General features: G+C 70.8%; 12 protein-coding genes and 1 tRNA gene. 7 read left to right on the top strand and 6 right to left on the bottom strand.

What is annotated here, in order from left to right; translation table 11 throughout:
* Window positions 1-36: 36 nt before the first annotated feature.
* Window positions 37-1,380: a glutamate--tRNA ligase gene (gltX, locus tag ACFZ8E_RS08195; protein WP_405042561.1), complete on the bottom strand. Its 1,344-nt coding sequence runs from the start codon at window positions 1,378-1,380 to the stop codon at window positions 37-39.
* Between the two features lie 173 nt (window positions 1,381-1,553).
* Between gltX and ACFZ8E_RS08190 the strand changes: the two genes are divergently transcribed.
* Together ACFZ8E_RS08190 and ACFZ8E_RS08185 are read left to right on the top strand one after the other, a co-directional pair.
* A complete protein-coding gene (locus ACFZ8E_RS08190) occupies window positions 1,554-1,862 on the top strand; it encodes a hypothetical protein (RefSeq protein ID WP_405042560.1) in 309 nt (102 codons plus the stop codon).
* A gap of 176 nt (window positions 1,863-2,038) precedes the next feature.
* Window positions 2,039-2,113: transfer RNA gene (locus ACFZ8E_RS08185), tRNA-Val, on the top strand.
* A gap of 128 nt (window positions 2,114-2,241) precedes the next feature.
* Here ACFZ8E_RS08185 and ACFZ8E_RS08180 read toward each other — a convergent pair.
* Both ACFZ8E_RS08180 and ACFZ8E_RS08175 read right to left on the bottom strand, forming a co-directional pair.
* Window positions 2,242-3,153 carry a neutral zinc metallopeptidase gene (locus tag ACFZ8E_RS08180; RefSeq protein ID WP_405044347.1) on the bottom strand — a complete coding sequence of 304 codons (912 nt, stop codon included), beginning with the start codon at window positions 3,151-3,153 and terminating at the stop codon, window positions 2,242-2,244.
* Between the two features lie 87 nt (window positions 3,154-3,240).
* Window positions 3,241-4,137 (bottom strand): uracil-DNA glycosylase family protein, encoded by an 897-nt coding sequence (locus ACFZ8E_RS08175; RefSeq protein ID WP_405044346.1) that lies wholly within the window; start codon window positions 4,135-4,137, stop codon window positions 3,241-3,243.
* 228 nt (window positions 4,138-4,365) lie between these two features.
* Between ACFZ8E_RS08175 and ACFZ8E_RS08170 the strand changes: the two genes are divergently transcribed.
* Window positions 4,366-6,039, top strand: a complete 1,674-nt coding sequence (locus ACFZ8E_RS08170; RefSeq protein WP_405042559.1) for an electron transfer flavoprotein-ubiquinone oxidoreductase — start codon at window positions 4,366-4,368, stop codon at window positions 6,037-6,039.
* Window positions 6,040-6,316: 277 nt separating this feature from the next.
* The gene (locus tag ACFZ8E_RS08165) at window positions 6,317-8,185 is read left to right on the top strand and encodes a tetratricopeptide repeat protein (protein WP_405042558.1); all 1,869 of its coding nucleotides are present in this window, start codon (window positions 6,317-6,319) and stop codon (window positions 8,183-8,185) included.
* A gap of 7 nt (window positions 8,186-8,192) precedes the next feature.
* Here the strand turns inward: ACFZ8E_RS08165 and ACFZ8E_RS08160 are convergent, their stop codons facing one another.
* Both ACFZ8E_RS08160 and ACFZ8E_RS08155 read right to left on the bottom strand, forming a co-directional pair.
* Entirely contained in the window at window positions 8,193-8,633 is a 441-nt protein-coding gene (locus ACFZ8E_RS08160; protein ID WP_405042557.1) for a HEPN domain-containing protein, read from the bottom strand.
* Window positions 8,617-8,961, bottom strand: coding sequence for a nucleotidyltransferase domain-containing protein (locus ACFZ8E_RS08155; RefSeq protein WP_243948598.1), 345 nt, complete (start codon window positions 8,959-8,961; stop codon window positions 8,617-8,619). The genes ACFZ8E_RS08160 and ACFZ8E_RS08155 overlap by 17 nt, the downstream gene beginning before the upstream one ends.
* Window positions 8,962-9,080: 119 nt before the next feature.
* Here ACFZ8E_RS08155 and ACFZ8E_RS08150 point away from each other — a divergent pair, with 119 nt between their 5' ends.
* Window positions 9,081-9,956 carry a 4-(cytidine 5'-diphospho)-2-C-methyl-D-erythritol kinase gene (locus ACFZ8E_RS08150; RefSeq protein ID WP_243948599.1) on the top strand — a complete coding sequence of 292 codons (876 nt, stop codon included), beginning with the start codon at window positions 9,081-9,083 and terminating at the stop codon, window positions 9,954-9,956.
* A 59-nt stretch (window positions 9,957-10,015) separates the two neighbouring features.
* Here ACFZ8E_RS08150 and ACFZ8E_RS08145 read toward each other — a convergent pair whose 3' ends face one another.
* Window positions 10,016-11,038: a polyprenyl synthetase family protein gene (locus ACFZ8E_RS08145; RefSeq protein WP_147725412.1), complete on the bottom strand. Its 1,023-nt coding sequence runs from the start codon at window positions 11,036-11,038 to the stop codon at window positions 10,016-10,018.
* Between the two features lie 161 nt (window positions 11,039-11,199).
* Between ACFZ8E_RS08145 and ACFZ8E_RS08140 the strand changes: the two genes are divergently transcribed.
* Both ACFZ8E_RS08140 and ACFZ8E_RS08135 read left to right on the top strand, forming a co-directional pair.
* Complete coding sequence (locus tag ACFZ8E_RS08140) at window positions 11,200-11,430, top strand: DUF2007 domain-containing protein (protein WP_147725411.1); 231 nt, start codon at window positions 11,200-11,202, stop codon at window positions 11,428-11,430.
* 2 nt (window positions 11,431-11,432) lie between these two features.
* Window positions 11,433-12,182 (top strand): tRNA1(Val) (adenine(37)-N6)-methyltransferase, encoded by a 750-nt coding sequence (locus tag ACFZ8E_RS08135; protein ID WP_405042556.1) that lies wholly within the window; start codon window positions 11,433-11,435, stop codon window positions 12,180-12,182.
* Window positions 12,183-12,193 lie beyond the last annotated feature (11 nt).

The following is a 12,193-nucleotide window of genomic DNA, read 5'->3' as shown; positions in this document are numbered from 1 at the left end:
CGACGTTTTTCCAGGATCCGCCCGGGAGGCGGCGTCTCAGGCGGTCTCTCCGGCGAGCCGTCGCCCGGCGCGGTCCCGGCCGATCAGCGGCAGCAGGCCCGTAAGGTCGGGCCCGTGCTCCAGCCCCGTGAGCGCCAGGCGCAGCGGCATGAACAGCGCCTTGCCCTTGACGCCGGTCCGCTCGCGGATCGTCGTCGTCCAGGCCTTCCAGGTTTCGGGTCCGTAGGGTTCGGACGGAAGGGTGTCGAGGGCCGCCGCCGTCACGGCGGCGTCTGCGATCACCGGTGTCACCGGCCCGGCCACCACCCCCCACCAGTCCCGGACCTCGTCGATCCTGTGCAGGTTGGCCCGCACCGCGAGCCACAGCGGCTCGGCGGCCGCGGCCGGGATGCCGAGCGCGTCCAGGCGCTCGGCGGCGTCGGCGAAGGGCATCGCGTGCAGGATGCGGGCGTTGAGCCCGTCGAGCTCGTGCGGGTCGAACTTGGCCGGCGCCCGCGAGATGTGGGCGAGGTCGACGAGGCCGGCGAGCTCGTCCAGCGTCGCGACGGCGCGGACCGCCTCCGCCGATCCGGTCAGCACGGCGAGCGAGCGGACGGCGGCCGGCTCGTAGCCCGCCTCGCGCAAGGACCGCAGCGAGAGGTGGCCGAGGCGCTTGGAAAGCCCCTCCCCGTCCGCCGTGGTCAGCAGGTTGTGGTGGCCGAAGATCGGCAGCGTCGCCGCCAGCGCCTCGAAGATCTGCACCTGAACGCCGGTGTTGGTGACGTGGTCTTCGCCGCGGATCACGTGGGTGACGCCGAGGTCGGCGTCGTCGACCACCGAGGGCAGCGTGTAGAGGTAGCTGCCGTCGGCCCGCACCAGCACCGGGTCCGAGAGCGACGCGCAGTCGACATGGGCCTCGCCGCGGACGAGGTCGTCCCAGGCGACGACGCGCGGCTCGAGCTTGAAGCGCCAATGCGGGATGCGGCCCGCGGCCTCCATCGCCGCCCGCTCGTTGGCGGTGAGGGCGAGCGCGGCGCGGTCGTAGATCGGCGGCAGGCCGCGGCCGAGCTGGCGCTTGCGCCGCCGCTCCAGCTCCTCCGACGTCTCGTAGCAGGGATAGAGCCGGCCGAGCGCCTTCAACCTGTCGGCGGCCGCGTCGTAGATCGCGGTCCGGTCGGATTGGCGGGCGCGTAGATCCGGCACGATGCCGAGCCAGGCGAGGTCGGTCTCGATCGCCTCGGCGAAGGCCTCGGTCGAGCGTTCGCGGTCGGTGTCGTCCAGCCGGAGCAGGAAGCGGCCGCCGCGCGCGCGGGCGAACAGCGCGTTCAGCAGCGCCGGGCGCGCATTGCCGATGTGGAGGAAGCCGGTCGGAGACGGCGCGAAGCGGACGAGAGGAGCCATGCTGGGCTCATAACCCCCAATCGACCCGCTCGGCCACAGCCCGTCGGACGGAGGGAGCCGCACGCCCCGCGAGGACCGACGGAAACGCGCGCCGGGTTTCGCGGTTGAAGACCTGTGTCGTTCGACCGGCTGCGCGCAGCGCGGCGTCCACTATCCAGGGAGATCACCCTCCGATGCGATCGATCCTCCTCGCCACCCTCGTCGCCGCGGCGACGCCGGCCTCCGCCCAGAGCAACGCGCCGGCACCGATCCGCCAGCCGAACCCGCCTCAGCAGGTCGCGCCGGGCACGCCGCCGGGCACCGTCGCGGTTCCGGGTGGCGCCACGAACAGCGGCTCCGGGGCCGGCGCCGTGGTCGCGCCGACCGGCACCGGCGCGGCGACGGTCACGACGGATTCCGCGGCGGGCGGCAACGCCGACCAGCCCGAGCGCGGCGTTCCCCAGATGGGCCGCGGCGGCGGCGGCAACGCCGGCGGCCAGTAGGTCGCGAGGCGGTTTTCCAATCGGAGCCGGCGCGGCCGTCGACATTGGTGGGCGGTTGCGCCGGTTCTGCAGCTTGACGCCGCCGCCTACCCCGCCCTAGAAGGCCCTCGTCCCGGGATCGAAGGCGCCAGCGCCGGTCGCCCCGGTCGCGGCGACTGCGTGTCGACGCGCGGTACGGACGGTTAGCACAGCGGTAGTGCGTTCCCTTCACACGGGAAAGGTCGCAGGTTCGATCCCTGCACCGTCCACCATTCTCTCCCGCATCGCCATCGCGGCATCGTTCGACGCTCGGCGAGCGTCCGCACGTGCTAGTCCGAGCGCTCGGAATCGCCGTGAGCCGCATCGCTTCCCCGCAGAGGAGGGAGCAAGCCGGCCAGGGTCAGTTGTTCGCAGTCCGGAACGTGTCGCAGGACTTCGTCTGGCCACTCTTGTAGCCGTTCATGAACCAGCGCTGGCGCTGCTCGGACGAGCCGTGGGTGAACGAATCCGGCACGGCGTAGCCTTGGCTCTGCTTCTGCAGCTTGTCGTCGCCGATCGCGCTCGCCGCATTCATCGCCTCGTCGATGTCGCCCTGCTCGAGCGCGTTGTACTTGTCGTTGGAGTTCTTGGCCCAGACGCCAGCAAGGCAGTCGGCCATCAGCTCGATCCGCACGGAAAGCGCGTTGGCGTCTCGCTTCGAGGACGCCTGCTGCTGCCGGGCCTGAACCTTGCCGAGAATGCCGAGGACGTCCTGCACGTGGTGGCCGACCTCGTGAGCGATGACGTAGGCGTAGGCGAAGTCGCCCTTCACGCCGAACTTCTGCTCCATCTCCTTGAAGAAGCCCGTGTCGAGATAGACCTTCTTGTCGAGCGGGCAGTAGAACGGGCCCATCGCGGCCTGGGCCGAGCCGCAGCCGCTGCGGGTGCCGCCGGTGTAGAGCACCATCGTCGTCGGGGTGTACTGCTTGCCGGTCTGGTTCGGCAGGATCTGGCTCCACACGTCCTCCGTGTTGCCGAGGATCTTGGAGGCGAAGCGGCCGCTGTCGTCGGTCGGCGCGGTCTTGCGGCGCGTCTGGGTCTGCGGATCGGCCGGCTCCTCGCGCTGGCTGCCGCCGCCACGGGTGATCTGCTCGGCGCCCCCCATCAGGATCGCCGGGTTAATGCCCGTGACCCAGCTGATGATCAGGATGACGACGATCGCGCCGATGCCGAGGCCGCCAGCGCCGCCGCCCGGGAAGCCTATCCCGCCACCGCCGCCCTCGCCGCGACGATCCTCGACGTTGTCCGAACTCCGAAAATCGTCCCAGCGCATGGTCTCGACCGCCACTCGTTCTCACGACGCCGTTATCGCGAGTCGCAGGGTAATGACACAGGCCGAAGGACGGTTCCGCCGGAACGGTCAAGCTTTTCCGTCGAGCGCGGTGCGCAGCAGCCGGAAATCGCGCCAGGCGAGCCGCTTCTGCATCGGCTGCCGCAGCAGGTAGGCCGGGTGCAGGGTGGCGAGGGCCCGCACGGTGCGGTGAGGCATCGCGTAGGGGTAGAACCGCCCGCGCGCCTTCAGGATGCCGTCCTTGGTGCCGGTGATCGCCTTCGTGGCCGGGCTGCCGAGGCAGACGATGATGTCGGGGTCGGCCAGCTCGATCTGGCGCTCCAGGAACGGCCGGCACACGGCCAGTTCCTGGATCGTCGGCTCGCGGTTGCCCGGCGGACGCCACGGCACCACGTTGGCGACGTAGGCCTTGGTTCGGTCGAGGCCGATCGCCGCCATCATCCGGTCGAGCAGCTGGCCCGAGCGGCCCATGAACGGCTTGCCGATGCGGTCCTCGTCGGCGCCGGGCGCCTCGCCGATGAACATCAGCTTCGCGGCCGGATTGCCGTCGGCGAAGACGAGGTTCTTCGCGGTGAACTTCAGCGGGCAGGCGTCGAAGGTCGCCATCAACGCCTCGAGCTCCTCGAGCGTCCCGACATCCTTCGCCCGTGCCCGCGCATCGATCGCCGCATCCTCGGGCTTCGCCGATGCCGACTGCCCGTAGGTGCGCGCCGGAGCCTTCTCGGGCGCCGGCGGCGGATCGCCTCGCGGCGGCAGCTCGCGGCGCGGCGCTTCCGGCTGTTCCAGGCGCGGCGCGTCCACCTGCGCCTCGCGCACGGGCGCGCTGCGGCGCAGGGTCGGCGCCGGGGTGTCGGCTTCCCGGAAGCGGTCGTGCGGCGCCTCGTCGAGGGCGAGGTCGACGCCGCTCTCCACATGGAAATCGAGGTACGCGATCAGGTCGCGCTGTGCGTCCGCCGACGAGGTCATGAGTATCATGTGGGGCTTCGCACGCCTGTGGACAACGCGGCATTCCGGTCGGCGTCAGGCCGCGACGCTGCGCAACTTGGCCGCTCCCGCGCCCGATCCCCTGCCAGCAGCGGCTTGCCAACCTACATTGGAACGGGTTCAGAACGACGGCAACGGCGCATCGAACGATCGGACGGCGGAGACGCACGGTCCGCGCGCACGAACGAGACACGGCAGGAGACGACAGGCATGGCGCATCCCGAACGCGAGGGCATGGATTTCGACGTGGTCGTCGTCGGCGCGGGGCCGGCCGGGCTCGCCGCCGCCATCCGCCTGAAGCAGCACGCGCTCGAAAGCGGCGACGAGGTCAACGTGGTCGTCGTGGAGAAGGGCTCCGAGGTCGGCGCACACATCCTGTCGGGCGCCGTGATCGACCCGTCGGGCCTCGACGTCCTCGTGCCGGACTGGCGCGACGATCCCGAGCGGCCGCTGAAGACCGCGGTGGAGCGCGACGAGTTCCTGTTCCTGACCAAGAACAGCGGCGTCACCCTGCCGAACCTGTTCTTCCCCAAGTTCATGTCGAACCACGGCAACTTCGTCGGCTCGCTATCGAACGTGACCAAGTACCTCGGCGCGAAGGCCGAGGCGCTCGGCGTCGAGATCTATCCCGGCTTCCCGGCCTCCGAGGTGCTCTACGACGACCGGGGCGTCGTCGTCGGCGTCGCCACCGGCGACCTCGGCATCGCCAAGTCGGGCGAGCCGCGCGACGACTACACCCGCGGCATGGAGCTGCGCGGCAAGTACGTGATCTTCGGCGAGGGGGCGCGCGGCTCGCTGACCAAGACGGTGATCGACCGGTTCCAGCTCAACTGGCACAGCGACCACCAGAAGTACGGGCTCGGCGTGAAGGAGCTGTGGCAGCTCGCGCCCGGCAAGTTCGAGCCGGGCCTGGTGCGGCACTCGATGGGCTGGCCGCTGCCGAACAAGGCCGGCGGTGGCTCGTGGCTCTACCACTTCGACGACCACCTGCTTTCGGTCGGCTTCGTCACGCACCTGAACTACGAGAACCCGACCCTGTCGCCGTTCGAGGAGTTCCAGCGCTTCAAGACCCACCCGATGATCCGCGAGGTGTTCGAGGGCGCCAAGCGCATCGGCTACGGCGCCCGCGCGATCATGGAAGGCGGCTGGCAATCGGTGCCGAAGCTCGTCTTCCCCGGCGGCTGCCTCGTCGGCGATTCCGCCGGCTTCGTGAACGTGCCGCGCATCAAGGGCTCGCACAATGCGGTGCTCTCCGGGATGCAGGCGGCCGACGCCATCGCCGCCGCGCTGAAGGCCGGGCGCCAGGGCGACGAGCTCACCGCCTACGATGCCGGCTGGCGCGCCAGCGCGATCGGCACCGACCTCAAGGCGGTCCGCAACGTCAAGCCGCTGTGGTCGCGCTACGGCACGCTCGCGGGCGTGGGCTTGGGCGGCCTCGACATGTGGTCCAACACCCTGCTGAACGCCTCGATCTTCGGCACGCTGAAGCACGGCAAGCCCGACTACGCCTGCACCAAGCCGATCTCCGAGGTGACGCCGATCGTCTACCCGAAGCCCGACGGCAAGCTCACCTTCGACCGGCTGTCCTCGGTTTACCTCTCGAACACCAACCACGAGGAGGACCAGCCGGCCCACCTTCAGGTCAAGGACATGGGCCTGCAGAAGACCTCCGAGCACGACGTGTTCGGCGGGCCCTCCGCGCGCTACTGCCCGGCGGGCGTCTACGAGTGGGTCGAGGATGCGGCCGCCGGCGACGGCGTGCGCTACCAGATCAACGCGCAGAACTGCGTCCACTGCAAGACCTGCGATATCAAGGACCCCAACCAGAACATCAACTGGGTGACGCCGGAGGGACCTGGCGGGCCGAACTACCCCAACATGTGATCGGATCAATCCGCCTCGTCCGCTCTGCGCGATCCACGTCGCGGGGAGCGGATCCATCCCGCGAACCCGCTTTGCGGGAACCGGACGCGCGAGCTGAAAGGGTCGTCCGTCGGGGCCTGGAACGATCGAATCGCGGCGGGTCCGGCGGCGTCCGGCGGTCGGGCCCGCGCCATCCTTTCGCCTTGCGGGCATGGCGGGAAGAGTCCAGTGTCCCCGCCGAATTCGGCGCCGCCTGGCCGCGATGGGCAGGCGCCCGCAGGAGCCGTGAACGGTGCCCATGACCGATGTCCGTCCCCGCCGCACCCGCACGGTGCTCGCCCTGACGCTCGCCGCGAGCGTCTCGCTCGGCGGGCAAGCGTTCGCGATGCAGCCGCGCGAATCCAGCCCGATGTCGGAGTACGAGCCGGCGGAGTCGCTCGAGGGCAACTTCCTCTCAGCCTACATCGCCGGGGCCTCCCGCGACACCGCGGCGGCGGCGAGCTTCTACCGCGAGGCGGTGAAGGCCGATCCGCGCAACACCGATCTGCTCGAGCGGGCCTTCGTCTCGCTGCTCGCCGACGGCGCCCTGCCCGACGCGTTCCGCGCGGCCGAGCGCCTCGTCAACCGCGACTCGACCAACGGGCTGGCGCAGCTGTCGCTCGGCGTGCGCCAGATCAAGGCCGGCCAGTGGGCCGCCGCCCGCCAGAATTTTTCGCGCAGCGGGCGCGGGGCCGCCGCCGACCTCACCGCGACGCTCCTCACCGCCTGGGCCTATGCGGGTGCCGGCGACGGCAAGCGCGCCCTCGAGACCGTGAGCAAGCTCAAGGGCGAGCGCTACTACAACACCTTCCGCGACTATCATGCCGGTCTGATCGCCAGCGTCACCGGCGACCAGGCCGAGGCGGAGCGCCGCCTCAAGGCGGCCTACGACGCCGACAAGAACACCCTGCGCATCGTCGACGCCTACGCGCGGTTCGAGGCCAATGCCGGCCGCACCGACCTCGCGATCCTGGCCTATACCGACTTCGACGCGCTGATGCCGCGCCACCCGATCGTGCGCGACGCCCTCGACAAGCTGAAGGCCGGCAAGCCGCTCGCCCGCCTCGTCACCACGGCGCAGGAAGGCGCCGGCGAGGTACTGTACGGGCTCGGCTCGGCCGGCTCGACGCAGGGCGACGAGCTGCCGGCGGTGGTCTACCTCCGGCTCGCCCTCTACCTCGCCCCCGAGCATGCGCTGGCGCGCCTGACGCTCGCCGACACCCTCGACCGGATGAAGCAGCCGGAGAAGGCGAACGAGGCCTACGCCCAGATCCCGGCGACCTCGCCGCTGAAGCTCAACGCCGACATCCAGATCGGCCTCAACCTCGAGCAGGCCGGCAAGGGCGATGAGGCGCTGCAGTACCTCGACGCCGCGATGAAGGCGCATCCCGACGACATCGACGTCATCACCGCGCTCGGCAACGTGCAGCGCTCGCGCAAGAAGTACGAGGAGGCGGCCGAGACCTACAGCCGCGCGATCGCGCTCATCGGCGACCGGCCGCAGGCGAACTTCTGGACGACCTACTATTTCCGCGGCACCGCCTACGAGCGCGCCAAGCAATGGCCGAAGGCCGAGGCCGACCTGAAGAAGGCCCTGGAGCTCGTGCCGGCGAGCCAGCCGGCGGCGAAGGCGCAGGTGCTGAACTATCTCGGCTATTCCTGGGTCGATCAGAAGATCAACATCGACGACGCCTTCAAGCTGCTCAAGCAGGCGGCCGACGCCAGCCCGCGCGACGGCATGATCGTCGACAGCCTCGGCTGGGCCTATTTCCGCCTCGGGCGCTGGGACGACGCGGTGCGCGAGCTCGAGAAGGCCGTGGAGCTGAAGCCGGGCGACCCGACCATCAACGACCACCTCGGCGACGCCTACTGGCGCTCTGGCCGGCGCCTCGAAGGCAAGTTCCAGTGGCAGCACGCCAAGGACCTGAACCCCGAGCCCGACGACCTCGTGCAGATCAACGAGAAGCTGAAGAACGGCCTGCCCGATACCGACAAGCCGACCGCCACGGCGGAGAACCCGCCGGCGCCGGTGGCCGCGCCGCACAACGCCGAGAACCCGGAACTGCCGAAGGGCGCCCCGGCCCCGAGCGAGGCGCCGGGCTCGGCCGACAAGAAGAGCGGCGGCTGAAGCAGGCTTATCGACGCGGGACCGGGTTCGACGCGGTCCCGCCGACTTCGGCTTCGATCGCGAAATGCTCTTCGAGGGATACGATCAGCCCATCGATCGCTGCCAGTGCGTCCTCGACGCGGTCGGATGACGGGGTCGCCGGAACACGCCCTGTCGGTGTCCCGTAGCGATAGCTGGTCGCGTAGGCTTCCAGGAACGTGATCGCTGCGAGCGCCCGGCGATCCGGGTTTTCCTCCGGGATCTTCCGAACGATGGTATCGAGCTGGTGGGCGTCCTTCCGCTCGATGTGGATGCCCTCGGCCGTGGCGACGGCCGTGATCAGGTGTTCGGCGGCCTGCGACGCCAAGTAGGCAGCGTTCCGCGACTCGGCCTTCAGCAGGATGCGAGCATCCTTCGCACAATCGCGGGCAAGCTCGAGGCAGGTCGCGATCCTACGCCCCTTGGACATCGAGTCTCAGGCCTTCGCGGGCGAGGGCATAGCTCAGCGTATTCGGGACGCCCCAGCTTTCGGCCAGCTCGCTTTCGCGGGCGGCCAGGATCGTGGCGGAGATGCCGGCTTCGCGGCCGATCGACCACCCGATGATGGGATCGAGCGCATCGTCGGAAACATCGTCCGGCACCGCGACGACGAGGTCCCAATCGCTGTCGGCACGATGATCGCCGCGGGCCCTGCTCCCGAACAGCCAGATCGCCCGCGGTCGCATGCGGGTGCGGATCGCCGCGATCAACGTGGCGAGGTCGTCCGGCAGCGGATCGGCGTAGTTGGATCGGGACACCGTGCGATCCTAGGCCGGCCTTGGCGGGCCGACAATGCCGGGCGTACGCCTGCGGGTTGCCGCGCTGGCGCCCGCCTCGTATGGCCTGCCGCTCCAAGTCATCGCCCCGACGAGAGCCCGTGCCCCTGCTCACCACCCGCGCCCCGGCGAAGATCAACCTGACCCTGCACGTGCTCGGGCGTCGCCTCGGCGACGGCTATCACGTGCTGGAAAGCCTCGTGGCGTTCGCCGGCGTCGGCGATGCGCTGACGCTGGATCCCGGCCCGGAGCTGTCGCTCTCTGTGAGCGGCCCCACCGCGGGACCGGCCGGCCCGACCGGCGACAACCTCGTCGTGCGGGCGGCCCGGCACCTCGCGGAGGCGGTGCCGGATCTCAGGCTCGGCGCGTTCGATCTCGTCAAGCGGCTGCCGGTGGCGGCGGGGATCGGCGGAGGGTCGTCGGATGCAGCCGCGGCGCTGCGCCTGCTCGCGGAGCTGAACGGCCTGCCCCTCGACCATCCGGCGGTGGTCGCCGCCGCACGGGCCACCGGGGCCGACGTGCCGGTCTGCCTTGATCCGCGGGCCCGCATGATGCGCGGCGCCGGCGAGGAGATCGGCCCGGCGCTCGGGATGCAGCCGTTCCCGGCGGTGCTGATCAACCCCGGCGTGCCGGTGCCGACGGCACCGGTGTTCAAGGCGCTCGGCCTCCGGGTCGGCGACCGCTTGAACGGCGCGCCCCATCCCGAGATCGGCCCGGGATCCGGGGTCGAGGCTCTGGTCGCGGCGATCGGGCCGGCGCGCAACGACCTCGAGGCCCCGGCGCTGACCGTGGCGCCGGCGATCGGCACCGCGCTCGCGGCGCTCCGCACCCAGGCGGGCTGCCGGCTTGCGCGGATGTCGGGTTCGGGCGCGACGGTGTTCGCGGTCTTCGCCGATCGTCATTCGGCGTCGCGGGCCGCGCGCGCGATCGGTTCGACGCAGCCGACGTGGTGGACGGTCGCGACCTACCTGCGCTGACGGACGGGCGGAGGCGTCGAGAGGATCTGTGGAGTGGTTCGAGGGCCGCCGCGTGCGGATCAGTGGACGCGCGAAACGCAGAAATCCACGACCTGCAGCAGCGCCGACTTCATCGGGCTTTCGGGGAAGGGATCGAGCGCATCCCGTGCGAGCGTGCCGTAGTCGCGCGCGCGGGCGACCGTCTCCTCGAGGGCGTGGTGGCGCCGCAGGATCGCGTGCGCGGTCTCGAGATCGCCGTCTTCCAGCGCACCCTGCTCCAGAGTCCGGCGCCAGAAGGCGCGTTCCTCCTCGGTGCCGCGGCGGACGGCGAGCACGATCGGCAGGGTGATCTTGCCTTCGCGAAAATCGTCGCCGACGTTCTTGCCGAGCGCTGCGCTGGTGCCGCCGTAGTCGAGCACGTCGTCGATGAGCTGAAAGGCGATGCCGAGGTTCATGCCGTAGGCGCGGCAGGCCTCCTGCTCGGCGACCGGGCGCCCGGCGAGGACCGGACCGACCTCGCAGGCGGCGGCGAACAGCTCCGCGGTCTTGGCACGGATCACCGCGAGGTACGCGTCCTCCGAGGTGCCGGTGTTCTTGGCGGCGGTGAGCTGCATGACCTCGCCCTCGGCGATCACCGTGGCGGCGGCCGAGAGGATGTCGAGGGCGCGCAGGGAGCCGACCTCGACCATCATCCGGAACGCTTGCCCAAGCAGGAAGTCGCCGACGAGCACGCTCGCCTCGTTGCCCCACTTGATCCGCGCGGCGACCCGGCCGCGGCGCATGTCGCTGCCGTCCACCACGTCGTCGTGCAGCAGGGTCGCGGTGTGCATGAACTCGACGCTGGCGGCGAGCTTCACGTCCCCGTCGTGGCCGGAATAGCCGCAGAGGTCGGCGCTCGCCAGGGTCAGGATCGGGCGCAGGCGCTTGCCGCCGGAATCGATCAGATGGTTGGCGACCTCGGGGATCATTGCCACGTCGGAACCGGTGCGCGACAGGATCTGGGCGTTCACCCGCTCCATGCCGCCCGACACCAGGGCCACGAGGTCGGCGAGGCTCGCTTCCGCGTCGGGGCGGCCTTCTTCGATGGAAACGACGACACCCAAGGTCCGATGCCTCCAGACCGATTTCGACTGCAGCGCGCGATGCGCCACCCCTTCGCATGCGCTTGAGGGCACCGCAACATGCGTCCGCGAAACCGGATATGGTGCCGGCGCACGCCAGCGCGCACGCGACGAAAGCGCCCTCCACCGCGAACAGGGTTGTGATGACCGAGCTGATCCGCACCAACGACATCGTCCTGATCGGCTTCGCGCAATCGCTGCTCGAAGGCGCCGACATCCCGGTGCTCGTCGCCGACAACCACATGAGCCTGATGGAGGGCTCGATCGGCGCCTTCCCCCGGCGCCTGCTGGTGCCCGGCGATCATGCCGCGCAGGCGCGCCGGCTCCTGCGCGACGCCGGGCTCGCGCACGAGCTTCGCGACGCGAACCCCTGATCATGGCCGAGGTGCCGGACGACTTTCTCGGCGGAACCCTGCGCCTGCTGCAGCCGCCGCGCGGAAGCCATCGAGCCGGGAGCGACGCGGTTCTGCTGGCGCGGTGGATCGAGCCGAAGCCGGGCGACGTCGTCTGCGACGTCGGGGCCGGGACGGGGGCGGTCGGGCTCGCCGTCGGCATCCGCGCACCCGGCAGCCGCATCGTGCTGGTCGAGCGCGCGCCCGAGATCGCCGCGCTGGCGCGCCGGAACGCCGAGCTGAACGCGATGGCCGACCGGGTGACGGTGGTCGAGGCCGACGTGCTCGCCTCCGGTGCCGATCGCCGCAGCGCCGGCCTCGCACCGGGTTGCGCCGACATCGTGCTCACCAACCCGCCGTTCTTCGAGGCGGGACGTCACCGCCCGTCGCCGGACGCGGGCAAGGCCGCCGCCCACGACTTCTCTGTGGGCGGGTTGGAGCGCTGGATCCGGACCTGCACCGACCTGCTTCGACCGGACGGTCGGCTCGGGTTGATCCACCGGGCCGACGCCCTGCCGCTTTGCCTCGAAGCCCTGCGCAACCGGTTCGGCGGCGTCGCGATCCGTCCGGTCCACGCCCGCGCCGAGCGTCCGGCGATCCGCATCCTCGTCCGCGCGACCAAGGGAAGCCGTGCCGCGCTCGAATTGCATCCGCCGCTCGTCCTGCAGGGGGCGGACGGCGGCTTCACCGCCGAGGCGGACGCCCTGCACCGTGGCCGGCCCTGGCCGGCGTGAAGGTGCATGCG

This window comes from Methylobacterium sp. HMF5984 (genome assembly GCF_045033435.1).
Lineage (GTDB): Bacteria > Pseudomonadota > Alphaproteobacteria > Rhizobiales > Beijerinckiaceae > Methylobacterium.
The sequence above is the reverse complement of the archived record's forward strand: the minus strand, read 5'-3'. Positions and strand labels throughout refer to the sequence as shown.

Coding starts and splice junctions, on each gene's coding strand:
- ACFZ8E_RS08135 (WP_405042556.1), top strand. CDS start 11,433: ATGGCCGAGGTGCCGGACGACTTTCTCGGCGGAACCCTGCGCCTGCTG.
- ACFZ8E_RS08165 (WP_405042558.1), top strand. CDS start 6,317: ATGACCGATGTCCGTCCCCGCCGCACCCGCACGGTGCTCGCCCTGACG.
- ACFZ8E_RS08190 (WP_405042560.1), top strand. CDS start 1,554: ATGCGATCGATCCTCCTCGCCACCCTCGTCGCCGCGGCGACGCCGGCC.
- ACFZ8E_RS08160 (WP_405042557.1), bottom strand. CDS start 8,633: ATGTCCAAGGGGCGTAGGATCGCGACCTGCCTCGAGCTTGCCCGCGAT.
- ACFZ8E_RS08170 (WP_405042559.1), top strand. CDS start 4,366: ATGGCGCATCCCGAACGCGAGGGCATGGATTTCGACGTGGTCGTCGTC.
- ACFZ8E_RS08140 (WP_147725411.1), top strand. CDS start 11,200: ATGACCGAGCTGATCCGCACCAACGACATCGTCCTGATCGGCTTCGCG.
- ACFZ8E_RS08175 (WP_405044346.1), bottom strand. CDS start 4,137: ATGACCTCGTCGGCGGACGCACAGCGCGACCTGATCGCGTACCTCGAT.
- gltX (WP_405042561.1), bottom strand. CDS start 1,380: ATGGCTCCTCTCGTCCGCTTCGCGCCGTCTCCGACCGGCTTCCTCCAC.
- ACFZ8E_RS08180 (WP_405044347.1), bottom strand. CDS start 3,153: ATGCGCTGGGACGATTTTCGGAGTTCGGACAACGTCGAGGATCGTCGC.